Source organism: Pseudomonas chlororaphis subsp. piscium (assembly GCF_003850345.1).
Taxonomy (GTDB): domain Bacteria; phylum Pseudomonadota; class Gammaproteobacteria; order Pseudomonadales; family Pseudomonadaceae; genus Aquipseudomonas; species Aquipseudomonas piscium.
In genome coordinates, this window is the sequence record NZ_CP027707.1 from 2,030,659 (window position 1) to 2,043,928 (window position 13,270).

Below are 13,270 nucleotides of genomic sequence, written 5' to 3' on the forward strand. Positions count from 1 at the left end.
GATTCACAGCCACCCCGAGCGCTTGAAGCTCGCCCACAACCCCGTACAGCCCAGCACCAGGAACGCCAGCACGCCGAAGTAGCCGTAGTGCATCTTCAGTTCGGGCATGTTGTCGAAGTTCATGCCGTAGATCCCCGCCACCGCCGTCGGGAACGCCAGGATCGCCGCCCAGGCGGCGAACTTGCGTTGCACCACGCTTTGTCGCGAGGCCTCCAGCAGCACGCCGATCTCGATGGTCTGGCTGGCGATGTCGCGCAAGGTCGCCAGGTCTTCCATCTGCCGGGTGACGTGGATCTGCACGTCGCGAAAGTACGGGCGCATGTTCTTGTCGATAAAGGGGAAGCTGAGCTTCTGCAGCTCTTCGCTGATCTCCACCATCGGCGCTACGTGGCGCCGCAGGCGCAGCACATCGCGGCGCAGGCTGTGGAGGTGCTGGATATCCCGCTCGTTGAGGGAGCTGCACAGCACGCTGTGCTCCAGTGCGTCGATCTCGGCATGGATCGCCTCGCTGACCGGCTGGTAGTTTTCGGTGACGAAATCCAGCAGCGCGTAGAGCACGAAGTCTTCGCCGTGCTCCAGCAGCAACGGTCGTGCCTCGCAGCGCTGGCGGACGAACGCATAGGATTTGGAGTGACCATTGCGGGCAGTAATGATGTAGCCCTTGCCGGCAAAGATGTGGGTCTCGATGAATTCCAGCTTGCCGTTTTCGCGCACCGGCGAGTAGGTGACGATAAACAGCGCGTCACCGAAGGTTTCGAGTTTCGGCCGGCTGTGTTTTTCCAGGGCGTCCTCGATGGCCAGTTCGTGCAGGTTGAACTGGCGTTGCAGATTGGCCAGTTCCTGGGCGTTGGGTTCTTCGAGGCCGATCCAGACGAAGTGCCCAGGTTTGGCGGCCCAGGCCGCACCTTCGTCGAGGGTGATATCCGTGACTCTTTTACCCGCGCTGTAGACTGCGGCGGCAACAACTCTACCCATGGTTCCTGTTCGCTTCTTCTTATCGAAATGAGGAGTGAGACTCAGTGCAGCTTAGCCCTATGACTGATCAGAGTCAGCCTGTTGGGCGGAGTTCGCCGGCAATAAAAAAGCCCGCACGCGGCGGGCTGTTTTCAGGCGGTCTGTAGCTGGCGGTCCATCGACTCGATGCACTCGCGCATCTGTTCGCGGCATTGCTCGATCAGCCTCGGCATGTCGTCCAGGCTCAGTCCGGCGGTGGGGATCGCCGGCAGCGAGCGGATCAATATCTTGCCGCTGTGCCAGCGGTTGAGACGCATGTGGCGGATGTAGCTGCTGGCGCACACCGGGACGATCGGCACGCCGGCGGCGATGGCCATCTGGAAGGCGCCTTTCTTGAACGGCAGCAGGTCTTCGCCGAGGTTGCGGGTGCCTTCCGGGAAGACCCAGATCGAGGTGTCCTTGTGTTGCAGGGTGTGGGTGGTGGTCAGCATCGAGCGGCGCGCCTTGTGCGCGTTGCCGCGGTCGATCAGCACGTTGCCCGCCAGCCAGAACAGCTGGCCGAACAGCGGCACCCATTTCAGGCTCTTTTTGCCGATGCACACGGTGCGGTGGGGCACCACGTTGCCGAACACGAACAGGTCGTAGTTGGACTGGTGGTTGGCGATGATCACGCAGCTCTCGGGCTTGTCCATCAGCGGCCCGACTTCGGCCTTGACCCGCAGGCGCAGAATGCACATGGCAGGCAAGGCGTACAGGCGCGCGCACAGGCGGCTGTTATCCGGATTGAACGGGCGGCACAGCCCCAGCACTACGCCGAGAATCCCCGCTGCAACAAAATGCAGGCCCATCAATAACATACGAAACAGATACAGCATCTACAGGCCCACCGGGGACAAAAGGTGGCGCAGTGTACGGATGTGCACTGTTTTCGGCAATTACCTGTATAGAAGGGGAAGATGGCCGATGTTTAAGCGCATGTTTCCAACTCTTTGCTCAGCGGCGAGCTAGAGCATCGCACCAGTCTTTCTCGCGGAGCGGGCATAAAAAAGCCCGGCGCAGGGGCCGGGCCGATGTGCAGCGGGCCTGGGCTTAGCCCAGGTGTTCCTGATCGAGGATGATCGCGTTGTCCAGGGCTTCCAGCAGCGCCTTGCGCACTTTCAGCTTGGTGTTCTTGTGCGCGGTCATGTTGATCTTCTTCAACTGGTGCGCGGCGGCCAGGGCGGCGCCTTGCAATTCCTCGGCGCTCACCACCTTGTCGAGGAAGCCGGCATCCACCGCACCTTGCGGGTCGAACATCTCGCCGTTGATCACCGAGCGGTGCAGCGCGGATTTGCGCAGACGGTCACGGGCCAGCTCGATGCCGGCGTGGTGCATGGTCATGCCGATCTGCACTTCGTTCAGGCCGATGCTGAACGGGCCTTCGACACCGATGCGGTAGTCCGCGGACAGCAGCAGGAATGCGCCCTTGGCCACGGCGTGCCCGGGGCAGGCGACGATGACGGGGAAGGGGTGCGACAGCAGGCGACGGGCCAGGGTCGAACCCGAGGTCACCAGGCTCACGGCTTCTTTAGGGCCAGCGGTCATCACCTTCAGGTCGTAGCCGCCCGACAGAATGCCGGGCTGCCCGGTGATGATCACCACCGCGCGATCGGTGACTGCCCGATCCAGCGCGGCATTGAAGGCGGCAATCACGTCCGGGGAAATGGCATTGACCTTGCCATTGCTCAAGGTCAGGGTCGCGATACCGTCTTCGAGGTGGTAAGAAATCAACTCACTCATGACGCAATTCCTTGTATTGAAGTGGGGCAGACGTTACCCACCGTCACAGGTCAGGTAAAGCGCTGTGACTGACTGGTGAGTCAGCCCTTTCTGGCCTGACAAGCGTAGCCGGCCACCTGGGGCGCGTATCGGCCCTTCTATATAGCTGCCAGCCAGGCCAGAGATTGGCCGGTTTGCCATGGCGCAGATGCCAGCGCAGCGCAGGAATCCGAAGAAATGTCTTAAGCGCATGAAAATTCTGAAAAAAACCTTTGCCATCAGAAAAGCTTTCGACTACATTAGCGCGCCTCGACAGACTGAATCGGTTTGACGAGACACGGTTGGGTGTCCGAGTGGCTTAAGGAGCACGCCTGGAAAGTGTGTATACAGGAAACTGTATCGAGGGTTCGAATCCCTCCTCAACCGCCATATTCGATCTACGCAAAACCCCTGACTTCCTCGAGAAGTCAGGGGTTTTGTGCTTTCTGGGGCCTGTTCATGGCGGCAGTTTGACCTGCTGCGTCGAGCGCTTTTCGCTGAACGTCGTTGCCCCGCAACGGTGAAAATCATTGTGAGTTCGCAAAAACCAAAGCAGCTCCAGCAAGGTATCGATCACGCGGGATACCTGAGTTGTCTTTGGCTTTGTTGCCCATGGGAAACCAGGTGGTAAAGGATCGCCTTGAAGCTGAGGTTTTCCGCCGATATCAGGCAGGCTCCCCACGCTTTCAGGTCTAAAATGATCATGCGCATCGAGTGGGGCGATGCTGGCGGTCTGCGGGCGCGGGGTGATATTGCCGGCGTCGGCAGGCTTTGCAGCTACTCAATCGAGGGCACGATCATGTCCACGCACGAACAGGTCACCGAGCATAAATCCTTCTCCGAACCGGATGAGACCCGCGAGTTTTCCAATGGCAAGGCAGAGATCCTGAAGATCGGTCATTGCGAAGTGGGGCGCTTCACTTTCAAGCCGGGCTGGCGCTGGTCGAACGATATCCGGCCGCTGGCGCAGACACCGAGTTGCCAGGCGCCGCACTTTCAGTATCACGTGGCCGGCAAGCTGGCGATCCTGATGGATGACGGCACCGAAATCATCGCCGGACCGGGTGATATCACCTCCCTGCCTAAAGGTCATGACGCCTGGGTGGTGGGGGATGAAACCGTGGTGGTGGTCGACTGGTTCGGGGCCAGCAACTACGCTCGTAAGGTCTAGGCGAAACGCAGCCGGAAAAGGAGCTGATGCAGGCCGTCAGCTCCTTTTTCAACGACGATCCACACCCTTGGACGAAGAATTCCGGCTTGGGCCATTCGTCGGTCTTTTCTCTTGTGAACTGCAAGTCCTTAAATGACCGTCTAGTCTGAAACGCCGTGACGGCCGATATTTTTTAGGCAATCAGGTGTTTGCCGGTATCGTCCGGTTGTTGGAGGGAGCAGGGAGATGAGCGATCCTTTTATCGAGGACAACGGGGATGAGTTCCCAATCAACAACCTGGTGCGCTGCGGTCAGGCAGCGTTTGACAGTGAGCCTCCGGCCAAGGCGTCGGTGGCAGGCAAGACCAGATCCAGCGCGTTACCCAAGGTGACTCAGACAAAGTTTTTCCCAAAAGTGGCGCCCACGACGAGGCGCTGACTTGCAGCATGAAACCCCGCCTCGCAGCGGGGTTTTTTCGGCCTGAAAGTCTCGAAATTGATTGTTTCAGAACTATCCAGAAGGCTTTGAGATAGGTCCGCCTCCTCACATTTCGTGTGGGGCCGACATCCCGTCGGATACTGTTTTTGATCAGGTATAAGGAAATAGAACCAGTGAAGAAGGCTTTCAAATTCATTGCCCTGTCGACCCTCATCGCTGCCAGCGGTTGCACCAGCTACAACATCAGCCAACCCGCCGCCCCGATCGACAGCCAGGTCAAGGCTGACCTCAAGGCAGACGTTGCGGTAGGCGAGGCCATCTCGGGGCAATCCTCGGTGAACATTCTGTTCGGTGTGCTCAAGTTCGGTGGTGACACCCAGTTCGCCGATGGCGTGACTTACGGTGGCGATACCGGTGGCGGCCTGGGCATGCTGGATCCGGTCAGTGCGGTGAAATCGGCCGCAGCCTACAAGGCGGTCAAGGCTTCCGGTGCCGACCTGATCGTTGCGCCACGTTATGAAGTCAGTGAAGAGAACTACTTCGTCTTCAAGAAGGTATCGGTCACTGTCAAAGGCAACAAAGGCAGCATCCGTAGCATCCAGTAAGCCTGTCGCTGGAACTCCTGAACAAGGCAATTTGCTTGATACCCCGCGCGGAACCCCATGCCATTGGCCGCCCCCATGCTCCGGGGTGTTCTTCAATGGCACTGGTTCTTCGTGCATGAGTTTGCTTCAGCCGGGAGCGGGTGTGGAAACATGCCCTTGTCCCGCTTATTTGTGAGAGGCGTTGTTTTCACAATTTCTTCACAAGTGAGTGCGTAGGCTCGACTCATCCGTTAAAGCAAATCCTATTAGCCCGTCTCCCCAGCGGGCTTTTTTTTGCCTGGGTGAAAACTCTTTGCGCAAAAACGGTCCAACACTTTGACTAAAAGGATTACAGCGTTGCGCTGTCGCCGCTCAGCTTTAGTCAGACACCGCTATAGAATGACTCTCCAGCATCTTTTTCGAGGTTTACATCATGCGTTTAACACTGCCTGCTCTGGTTTTGGGGCTTCTGGCTGCTCAAGGTGCGATGGCTGCCGGTGATGGCACTGCTGCGGTCGGCGGCGGTTTGGGTGGCGCGCTGGGCAACGTGGTTGGACAACAGATTGGCGGCAGCACAGGTGCCGCGGTGGGTGCGGGTATTGGCGGCGCTGCCGGCAGTGCGGTCGGTGCCCGTAAAGGCAGCCGGACCGAAGCGGCCATCGGTGGCGGCCTGGGTTCGGCCGGCGGTTCGGTGATCGGCAACAAGCTGGGCGGCAAAACGGGCTCGACCATTGGCGCAGGCCTGGGTGGCGCGGCCGGTGGTGCTTTGGGCAGCAGCATGGGGGACGATGGTCGTCACTCCGGCGGCGGAAAGCACAAGAATAAACACAAGCACAAGCACGACTGATTCTGTTGCGGTGCGCAAAAAAAGCCCGGCCTTGTGCCGGGCTTTTTTATGGGAACGAATATCGCTCCAGCCCCTCGAATTCAATGATGGACACACTGTATCGACGAGGTTTGCCATGACTTCGGAAACTGCTGGCAAGAAAGAAGACGATTCCTCGGGCGTGCCCCAGGTCAACGATCCGGGCAATGAAGACCCGGGCTCGCTGATGGATGACGCTCTGGTCCCGCTGAGCGATGACGATGAGGCAGACGAGTCGGAGGAAAAGGGCCCGTGAAGTCTGCTTCCAGCACGCCGGCATGGCCGGTGTGAGGTGCATATGAAGCATGATCCGAAACATCTCGACCGGGATGACACTCCCGAATATCCGCTGCCTTCCCCCACGGATGCGCTGAGTCCCGAACAGATCCTCCCGGACGCCAACGCCGAGCAGGAGCTGTCTCGATCCGCGCCGCAGCGTAAGGCGGTCAGGGGCAAGCGTCGCAGCGCTCCGGGAGGCTCGTCATGAGCCGCGCAAAACTGCTGAGCCTGGTGCTGGTCGCTCTGGTATCGATTTTCTTCTTCTCCAGCCTGGCAGAATCCGCTGACGGACGGGCTTCAACCAATACTTCCGGGCGCTCTTTCGAGAGCGGTTCCAGCAACGATCTGATGCTGCGACCAGGGGCCCTGGGCGGGAATGGAATAGGCGTCACGGACAGCCGTTCACGGGCCGACAATCCGCGCGGCTCCTCCAGCCAAGGCGGCATGGGCTCCACCGGCGTCAATGGTTCCATCATGGGTGGCGGCGGTGCCGGCGGCGGAACCGGCAGCGCGGGTGGTGGCACCGGTGGTCCCGGTGGTGGCAGCGGACGCGCGGGGCGCTAGCTTGCTTTGTTCATTCATGATGCCGACGTTCGAGCCCGGCCTGCCCGGGCTTTCGTCTGTCTGCACGCTGGCCCGAGGTTGCTCCCCGTCATCCGCCGCGGCTATGCTGCTGAACCCTTTAATCGGGCAAAAAACTGGCCGTACCTGAGCCGCTCCCCGGGATGTTTTTTGTTAACGGATCAGATGCGATGAATGCACAGTTGAATGATGTGGGCCCGATCAAGGCCGTGATTTTCGATATGGACGGTTTGCTGCTGGACACCGAAGGCATCTACACCGAGGTGACCCAACTCATCGCCGATCGTTACGGCCGCACCTTCGATTGGACGATCAAGCAGAACATCATTGGTCGTGGCGCCGCGGACCTGGCCCGCTACGTGGTCGAGGCCCTGGACCTGCCGATCACGGCGGAGGAGTTCCTGGTGATTCGCGAGCCGCTGATGCGCGAGCGTTTTCCCCGTGCGCTGGCGATGCCGGGGGCGCAGGAGCTGGTGCAACACCTCAAGGCCAATAATGTGCCGATCGCCGTGGGCACCAGTTCTTCGCGCCAGTCTTTCGCCCAGAAAACCACCTTGCACGGCGACTGGTTCGCGCTGTTCGACACCATAGTCACCGCCGACGACCCGGAAGTGGGTGCGGCCAAGCCGGCGCCGGACATCTTCCTTACCGCCGCGCGGCGCCTGGGTGTCGCCCCCGAGGATTGCCTGGTGTTCGAGGACTCGCCCTTCGGTGTCACCGCGGCGAAGGCGGCGGGGATGACCGCGATCGCCATTCCCGACCCGGCGATGGCGGACGCCAAATACGCCCATGCCGATGCCATTCTGCGTTCGCTGAAGGGGTTCCAGCCGGCGGCCTGCGGCTTGCCGCTGCTGCAATGGAGCTGAGCCTGTAGCCGCTGCTGCAGGCTGCGATAAGCCCGACAGGGCTTCAGCGGTCTCAAGTGCGGCGCTTCCTGTGGAGTCGATCGAGCTGTAACAAAAAAACGCCGGGCCACCTGATGAAGGTGGCCCGGCGTTTTTCTTGGGGCTTGGATCAGGCGCTGAAGCCACCATCGATGCTCAGGCTGGCGCCGGTGATGTAACCCGCTTCCGGGCCTGCCAGGTAAGCCACGAAGCTGGCGATTTCTTCCGCGTGGCCGTAGCGTCCGATGGCCATCATCGGGATCAGGCTCTCTGCGAAATCGCCGTGGGCCGGATTCATGTCGGTATCGACCGGGCCGGGCTGCACATTGTTGATGGTGATGCCCCGTGGGCCGAGGTCGCGCGACAGGCCTTTGGTCAGGCCGACCAGGGCCGACTTGCTCATGGCGTAGGTGCCGCCGCCGGCAAAGGGCATGCGTTCGGCGTTGGTGCTGCCGATGTTGATGATGCGCGAGCCTTCGCCCATGTGCCGGGCCGCTTCCTGGGTGGCGACGAACACGCTGCGGATGTTGATGGCCAGGGTCCGGTCGAAGTCTTCCAGCTTGAAGTCTTCCAGCGGGCCGACGGCCAGGATGGCAGCGTTGTTGACCAGGATGTCCAGGCGGCCAAAGGTTTCCACCGTGCTGTCGACCGCCTGGCGGATGGCCGCGGCATCGGCGCTGTCGGCCAGGATCGCCAGGGCCTTGCCACCGGCCTGGGTGATGCTGTCTTGCAAGGCCTGGGCCTTGGCGGTGGAGCTGACGTAGGTGAAGGCCACGGCGGCGCCTTCGGCTGCCAGGCGCTGCACGATGGCCGCGCCGATGCCGCGGGAACCGCCTTGAACCAGGGCTACTTTGCCGCTGAGGGATTGAGTGGTCATGTCGTTCTCCAAAAAGTCCAAGGCGGGCTGCCTTGTGGTTGGAGTCGAGTATCGACCTCGGATTAGGTGCTGTGTAGATAGGAATCGCTATAGTCTGTGTAAACCAGAAGTTTATAGTGAGGCGCCATGGAAACCTTCAGCAGCATCGAATGCTTCGTGCGCAGCGCCGAAGTCGGCAGTTTTGCCGAAGCTGCGCGACGCTTGAGCCTGACCCCCGCCGCGGTAGGTAAAAGCGTGGCCAAGCTCGAGGCCCGGCTCGGAGTCAGGCTGTTCCAGCGCAGCACCCGCAGCCTGACCCTGACCGAAGCCGGCAAGCTGTTTCTCGGCGAGGTCAGCGCCAGCCTGCACACCATCCAGAACGCCGTGGCCAACCTGGCCAGCGCCGAAGGGCGCCCGGCGGGCACCCTGAAAGTCAGCATGGGCACGGTGTTCGGGCGGCTGTACATAGTGCCCATGCTCGGCGAGTTCCTGCGGCGTTTTCCGGAGATCAGCCCGGACTGGCATTTCGATAATCGCCAGGTGGACCTGATCGGCCAGGGTTTCGACGCGGCGATCGGCGGCGGCTTCGAACTGCCCCAAGGGGTGGTGGCGCGACGACTGACCCCGGCTCACCGCATCCTGGTGGCCTCGCCTGAGTATCTGGCGCGCTGCGCGGCGGTCGAGCAGCCCGAGGATCTACAACACTGTGAAGGCATCCTGATCCGCTCGCCGCAGACCGGGCGGGTACGCTCCTGGTCCCTGACCAGCCGCAACCGGCAGCAAAGCCCGCTGAACCTGAAGGCGCGGATGACCATGAGCGATTCGGAAGCGGCTTGCGCCACCGCTGCCCAGGGCCTGGGGGTGGCTCTGGTGAGCATGCCGTTCGCCGTCGGTTACTTGGACGCCGGCACTCTGCAGCGGGTCTTGCCGGACTGGTACGTCGACGACGGCAACATCTCGATCTACTACGCCGAGCACAAACTCCTGCCGGGCAAGACCCGGGCTTTCGTCGACTTCGTGATCGAGCAGTTCGCCGAGCTGGGCCTGGAGCAACACTTCAGCGCGGTTTGAAGAGGTGCGCAAACCCGCTTCCCTGGAGGCGCGGGCTTGCTCGTGACAGGCGATGGCTCAGCGCCCGAAGCGCCCAGGCCAGCCGATGATGGTCTTCGGCCGCGGCGTGGCGTAGGTGCGTACCTTGGAGGTGGACAGCCCGAGGCGCACCAGGGATTCGGCAATGGTCACTGCCGCGGTCACGCCGTCCACCACCGGTACACCGGTGCGCTGGCGGATCTGCTCGTCGAGGCCGGCCATGCCGCCACAGCCCAGGCAGATCACCTCGGCCTTGTCTGCGCTGACCGCCAGCTCGGCCTGGCGCACTATGGCTTCCACGGCGCGCGCCGGGTCTTCTTCCAGCTCCAGCACCGCCAGCCCGCTGGCCCGCACCGAGGCGCAGCGGTCGTACAGGCCGGAGAGTTTCAGGCGGTCCTTGATCAGCGGCACGGTACGATCCAGGGTCGTCACTACCGAGTAGGCGTGGCCGAGGAACATCGCGGTGCTGGCGCCGGCGTCGGTGATGTCCACCACGGGCACATTGAGCAGCTCCTGCAGGCCTTCGCGGCCGTGCTCGCCATAACCGGCCTGGATCACCGCGTCGTAGGGCTGGTCGTAGGACAGCACGCGGTCCATGACGGCGATGGCGGCCAGGTAGCTTTCGAAGTTGCCTTCGATGGAGTCGGCGCCGAAGTGTGGGGTCAGGCCGATGATTTCAGTGCCGGGCGCCGCCACAGCCTGGGCCTGGCGGGCGATGGCCTGGGTGATGGAGTCGGTGGTATTGACGTTGACCACGAGAATTCGCATGGGCTGTCCTTATCGGTGAGACATTCGAGGCCCGCCGCACGCGGGCCGTTCAAGGTTAGTGACAGACGTTGTCGACCGCGATGGATTCGCCGCTGACATCCGCATAGTGCGGCTGGCGTTTGGCGATGATCAGGTACAGCAGGCCGGCAATGCCGGCGCCGATCAGCCAGGAGAAGGGCGAGACGCTGGCAAACCCCGGCACCAGGGCCAGGACGATGGCGATCAGCGCCGACGGAATGAACGCTGCCACCGCTCGCAGGTTGACCCCGCGGCTGTAGAAATACGCGCCTTGCGGGTTTTCGCTGTACAGCTCGGGCACGTTGATCCGGCCTTTGCGCAGCAGCCAGTAGTCGACCATGATCACCCCGTACAGCGGCCCCAGCAGGGCGCCGAGCCCGGACAGGAAGTACACAATCACCAGCGGGCTGTTGTAGAGGTTCCACGGCAGGATCAGCACCGCGATGGTCGCGCTGATCAGCCCGGCGCGGCGAAAGGTCAGGTACTTCGGCGCCAGGTTGCTGAGCACGAAGGCCGGGGCGACGAAGTTGGCCATGATGTTCACCGCCACGGTGACGATCAGGAACGCCAGGCAGCCGAGCACCAGAAAGAAGGTGTTGGGGATCGAGGCGATGATTTCGGTCGGGCTTTCGATGATCTTGCCGTTGATCTGGAACTGCGCGCCACAGAGCAATACGGTGATGGTCGCGAACACCAGGATGTTCACCGGCAGCCCCCAGAAATTGCCGACCTTGATGGTCCGGCGGCAGGGCGAGGAGCGGGCGAAGTCGCAGAAGTTGAGCACCAACGTGCCGTAGATCGCCAGCCACAGCGCACCGCCGGCGAAGATCTGGCGCCACATCTCGCCACCGCTCAGCGGCTCGTGGATCGACCAGGCGATGCGGGCGTTGGCCTGGGTGAACATCCAGGCGGCGAGGGCGGCAACGGTCACCAGGATCACCGGGCCGGCGAAGGCTTCGTAACGTCGGACCATTTCCATGCCGTAGGCGAGGATCGCCAACTGGACCAGCCAGATCGCCACGAAACACACCCAGCCCAGGCTCGACAGGCCGAGGATCGAGTTGTGGTCATAGTCGGCGAAGCCGGGGTGGATGGCCGTGAGCAACACGCGAAACACCACCGAAGCCAGGTAGGTCTGGATGCCGAACCAGGCGATGGCGATCACCGCGCGGATCAGCGCCGGAATCTGCGCGCCATGGATACCGAAGCTGATACGGCTGATCACCGGAAAGGGCACGCCGGTCTTCTGGCCCATATAGCCGGACAGGTTCATGAAGAAGTACACCAGCGCCGCGCCGATCCCCAGGGACAGGAGGATCTGCCAGCCGCCCAGGCCCAGGGCATACAGGCCGATGGCGAAGGAGTAATTGGCGATGTTGTGCACGTCATTGGTCCACAGCGCAAAGATGCTGTAGCCGCCCCAGCGCCGGCCTTCGACCTTGGTTGGCGCCAGGTCGCGGTTGTGCAGGCGCGGGCTGAGGTCGACCGTGGCGACGGGGCCGTAGGCGATGCTGGGATCGAGGTTGGCGTGGACGTGGGAGGAGGGCAAATCCAGTGCGATGTCATTGGCAAGGCTTGTACGCATTCCGGCTGGCTCCTGATCGCGGACCGGCGCTGACTGTGCTTGAGCGCAAGGCTCGGCAGTCTTCGGCGCGGGTCCGGGAATCACTGGGTTCTGGGCATCAGCAGGCGGATTCGGGAACCCGGCTTGCGGATATGAAGTGTATGTATTTTTTATTTAAGTTGTATACAATATGCGAGGCGACTTAAGCCACTTCCGTGCCAGATCCCAATCTAAGCAAGCGACCGATAATTTCGGTTTGTTCTTAATAATTTTTAAATGACTGAAATTGCGAAATTATAAATTGACCGTTCGAACAGGTATTTATTTTTCGAGGGGGTGGGGTGTGAGCGCGGTGGAGGATGGCCCAGGGAGAAGGGTGTAACTTTTTGGGGCGTAGAGGCATAAAGTGCACACAAAAATGGCACCTGTGGTGACACTTATGTGTACAAGATTTTACCGAGAGGAGGGGCTTCTGTAGGAGCGAAGCTTGCTCGCGAGACGGCGTACCTGGCACACCGCTGCGCTCCTACAGACCAGGGGAAAGGGAATTAGGGGGCTTAGCCCTTGCTGATGATATTGCCGGCGTGCAGGCCGCATTCCTTCTGTGTGGCTTCTTCCCACCACCAGCGGCCTTCGCGCTCGTGCTGGTTCGGCAGCACCGGGCGGGTGCAAGGCTCGCAGCCGATGCTGATGAAGCCGCGCTCGTGCAGGCTGTTGTACGGCAGCTCGAGCATGCGGATGTAACCCCAGATCTCTTCGCTGGTCATCTGCGCCAGCGGGTTGAACTTGTACAGGGTGCGTTCCGGGGTGGAGAAGGCGCTGTCGATCTCCAGCACCGCCACCTGGCTGCGGGTGCCCGGGCTCTGGTCGCGCCGCTGGCCGGTGGCCCAGGCGCGGACGGTGGACAGCTTGCGGCGCAGCGGCTCGATCTTGCGGATGCCGCAGCACTCGCCGTGGCCGTCCTTGTAGAAGCTGAACAGGCCTTTCTCTTTGACGAAGGGGTCGAGCTTGGCGCGGTCCGGCGAAACCACCTCGATGTCGATCTTGTAGTGCTCGCGTACCTGCTCGATGAACCTGTAGGTTTCCGGGTGCAGGCGACCGGTGTCGAGGCTGAAGACCTTGACGTTCTTGTTCAGCTTCCAGGCCATGTCCACCAGCACCACATCCTCGGCACCACTGAAAGAGATCCACAGGTCATCGCCAAACTCGGCAAAGGCCAGTTTGAGAATGTCCTGGGCGGATTTTTGGGCATAGGTCGCGGCGAGTTCAGCGACATTGAACGATGGGCTCATCAGGGCGGTTTCCTGCAGGTCGGTGGCGCTGAGCGCTCTAGATACTGGCGATGGTAACAAATCCGCCCCCGCCTGGCGCGCTCCTTACGTTGCGTGGGCCAGGGCGAATCGCTAGAGTTCGGCAGTCCTTTTGCTCGCTCGAATAACCAA

15 protein-coding genes and 1 tRNA gene are annotated in these 13,270 nt (G+C 61.5%); 9 read left to right on the top strand and 7 right to left on the bottom strand.

Translation table 11 applies throughout. From position 1 onward, the window contains the following. Positions 1-3 precede the first annotated feature (3 nt). From C4K38_RS09295 to C4K38_RS09305, 3 genes are all read right to left on the bottom strand, one after another. Positions 4-975: a magnesium and cobalt transport protein CorA gene (locus C4K38_RS09295; RefSeq protein WP_025804307.1), complete on the bottom strand. Its 972-nt coding sequence runs from the start codon at positions 973-975 to the stop codon at positions 4-6. A gap of 131 nt (positions 976-1,106) precedes the next feature. Next, a complete protein-coding gene (locus C4K38_RS09300) occupies positions 1,107-1,829 on the bottom strand; it encodes a 1-acylglycerol-3-phosphate O-acyltransferase (RefSeq protein ID WP_053278094.1) in 723 nt (240 codons plus the stop codon). A gap of 214 nt (positions 1,830-2,043) precedes the next feature. Further along, positions 2,044-2,733 (bottom strand): crotonase/enoyl-CoA hydratase family protein, encoded by a 690-nt coding sequence (locus C4K38_RS09305; RefSeq protein WP_025804305.1) that lies wholly within the window; start codon positions 2,731-2,733, stop codon positions 2,044-2,046. 318 nt (positions 2,734-3,051) lie between these two features. Here C4K38_RS09305 and C4K38_RS09310 point away from each other — a divergent pair. From C4K38_RS09310 to C4K38_RS09345, 8 genes are all read left to right on the top strand, one after another. Beyond that, positions 3,052-3,141 (top strand) — tRNA-Ser (locus C4K38_RS09310). A 307-nt stretch (positions 3,142-3,448) separates the two neighbouring features. Beyond that, positions 3,449-3,922, top strand: a complete 474-nt coding sequence (locus C4K38_RS09315; protein WP_231998558.1) for a cupin domain-containing protein — start codon at positions 3,449-3,451, stop codon at positions 3,920-3,922. Positions 3,923-4,147: 225 nt separating this feature from the next. Continuing rightward, positions 4,148-4,339, top strand: coding sequence for a hypothetical protein (locus C4K38_RS09320; protein WP_053278095.1), 192 nt, complete (start codon positions 4,148-4,150; stop codon positions 4,337-4,339). A gap of 173 nt (positions 4,340-4,512) precedes the next feature. Further along, positions 4,513-4,944 (top strand): hypothetical protein, encoded by a 432-nt coding sequence (locus tag C4K38_RS09325; RefSeq protein ID WP_053278096.1) that lies wholly within the window; start codon positions 4,513-4,515, stop codon positions 4,942-4,944. 412 nt (positions 4,945-5,356) lie between these two features. Next, on the top strand, positions 5,357-5,770 hold the full coding sequence (locus tag C4K38_RS09330) for a hypothetical protein (RefSeq protein WP_053278097.1): 414 nt from the start codon (positions 5,357-5,359) through the stop codon (positions 5,768-5,770). Between the two features lie 115 nt (positions 5,771-5,885). After that, positions 5,886-6,044 (top strand): hypothetical protein, encoded by a 159-nt coding sequence (locus C4K38_RS32270; RefSeq protein WP_164486003.1) that lies wholly within the window; start codon positions 5,886-5,888, stop codon positions 6,042-6,044. 227 nt (positions 6,045-6,271) lie between these two features. Continuing rightward, a complete protein-coding gene (locus C4K38_RS09340; protein ID WP_053278098.1) occupies positions 6,272-6,631 on the top strand; it encodes a hypothetical protein in 360 nt (119 codons plus the stop codon). A 188-nt stretch (positions 6,632-6,819) separates the two neighbouring features. Then, positions 6,820-7,515: an HAD-IA family hydrolase gene (locus tag C4K38_RS09345; RefSeq protein ID WP_053278099.1), complete on the top strand. Its 696-nt coding sequence runs from the start codon at positions 6,820-6,822 to the stop codon at positions 7,513-7,515. 148 nt (positions 7,516-7,663) lie between these two features. Here C4K38_RS09345 and C4K38_RS09350 read toward each other — a convergent pair whose 3' ends face one another. Next, positions 7,664-8,410, bottom strand: coding sequence for a 3-oxoacyl-ACP reductase family protein (locus C4K38_RS09350; protein WP_053278342.1), 747 nt, complete (start codon positions 8,408-8,410; stop codon positions 7,664-7,666). A gap of 126 nt (positions 8,411-8,536) precedes the next feature. Here C4K38_RS09350 and C4K38_RS09355 point away from each other — a divergent pair, with 126 nt between their 5' ends. Next, positions 8,537-9,460: a LysR family transcriptional regulator gene (locus C4K38_RS09355; protein WP_053278100.1), complete on the top strand. Its 924-nt coding sequence runs from the start codon at positions 8,537-8,539 to the stop codon at positions 9,458-9,460. 57 nt (positions 9,461-9,517) lie between these two features. Here C4K38_RS09355 and C4K38_RS09360 read toward each other — a convergent pair whose 3' ends face one another. The 3 genes from C4K38_RS09360 to C4K38_RS09370 form a co-directional block, all read right to left on the bottom strand. Then, positions 9,518-10,246 (bottom strand): aspartate/glutamate racemase family protein, encoded by a 729-nt coding sequence (locus C4K38_RS09360; protein ID WP_053278101.1) that lies wholly within the window; start codon positions 10,244-10,246, stop codon positions 9,518-9,520. Between the two features lie 55 nt (positions 10,247-10,301). Continuing rightward, positions 10,302-11,849, bottom strand: a complete 1,548-nt coding sequence (locus tag C4K38_RS09365) for an NCS1 family nucleobase:cation symporter-1 (protein ID WP_053278102.1) — start codon at positions 11,847-11,849, stop codon at positions 10,302-10,304. A gap of 536 nt (positions 11,850-12,385) precedes the next feature. Continuing rightward, positions 12,386-13,120, bottom strand: coding sequence for a phosphoadenylyl-sulfate reductase (locus tag C4K38_RS09370; protein WP_053278103.1), 735 nt, complete (start codon positions 13,118-13,120; stop codon positions 12,386-12,388). Positions 13,121-13,270: the final 150 nt, after the last annotated feature.

Coding starts and splice junctions, on each gene's coding strand:
- C4K38_RS09370 (WP_053278103.1), bottom strand. CDS start 13,120: ATGAGCCCATCGTTCAATGTCGCTGAACTCGCCGCGACCTATGCCCAA.
- C4K38_RS09365 (WP_053278102.1), bottom strand. CDS start 11,849: ATGCGTACAAGCCTTGCCAATGACATCGCACTGGATTTGCCCTCCTCC.
- C4K38_RS09360 (WP_053278101.1), bottom strand. CDS start 10,246: ATGCGAATTCTCGTGGTCAACGTCAATACCACCGACTCCATCACCCAG.
- C4K38_RS09300 (WP_053278094.1), bottom strand. CDS start 1,829: ATGCTGTATCTGTTTCGTATGTTATTGATGGGCCTGCATTTTGTTGCA.
- C4K38_RS09295 (WP_025804307.1), bottom strand. CDS start 975: ATGGGTAGAGTTGTTGCCGCCGCAGTCTACAGCGCGGGTAAAAGAGTC.
- C4K38_RS09305 (WP_025804305.1), bottom strand. CDS start 2,733: ATGAGTGAGTTGATTTCTTACCACCTCGAAGACGGTATCGCGACCCTG.
- C4K38_RS32270 (WP_164486003.1), top strand. CDS start 5,886: ATGACTTCGGAAACTGCTGGCAAGAAAGAAGACGATTCCTCGGGCGTG.
- C4K38_RS09350 (WP_053278342.1), bottom strand. CDS start 8,410: ATGACCACTCAATCCCTCAGCGGCAAAGTAGCCCTGGTTCAAGGCGGT.
- C4K38_RS09330 (WP_053278097.1), top strand. CDS start 5,357: ATGCGTTTAACACTGCCTGCTCTGGTTTTGGGGCTTCTGGCTGCTCAA.
- C4K38_RS09345 (WP_053278099.1), top strand. CDS start 6,820: ATGAATGCACAGTTGAATGATGTGGGCCCGATCAAGGCCGTGATTTTC.
- C4K38_RS09340 (WP_053278098.1), top strand. CDS start 6,272: ATGAGCCGCGCAAAACTGCTGAGCCTGGTGCTGGTCGCTCTGGTATCG.
- C4K38_RS09315 (WP_231998558.1), top strand. CDS start 3,449: ATGATCATGCGCATCGAGTGGGGCGATGCTGGCGGTCTGCGGGCGCGG.
- C4K38_RS09355 (WP_053278100.1), top strand. CDS start 8,537: ATGGAAACCTTCAGCAGCATCGAATGCTTCGTGCGCAGCGCCGAAGTC.
- C4K38_RS09320 (WP_053278095.1), top strand. CDS start 4,148: ATGAGCGATCCTTTTATCGAGGACAACGGGGATGAGTTCCCAATCAAC.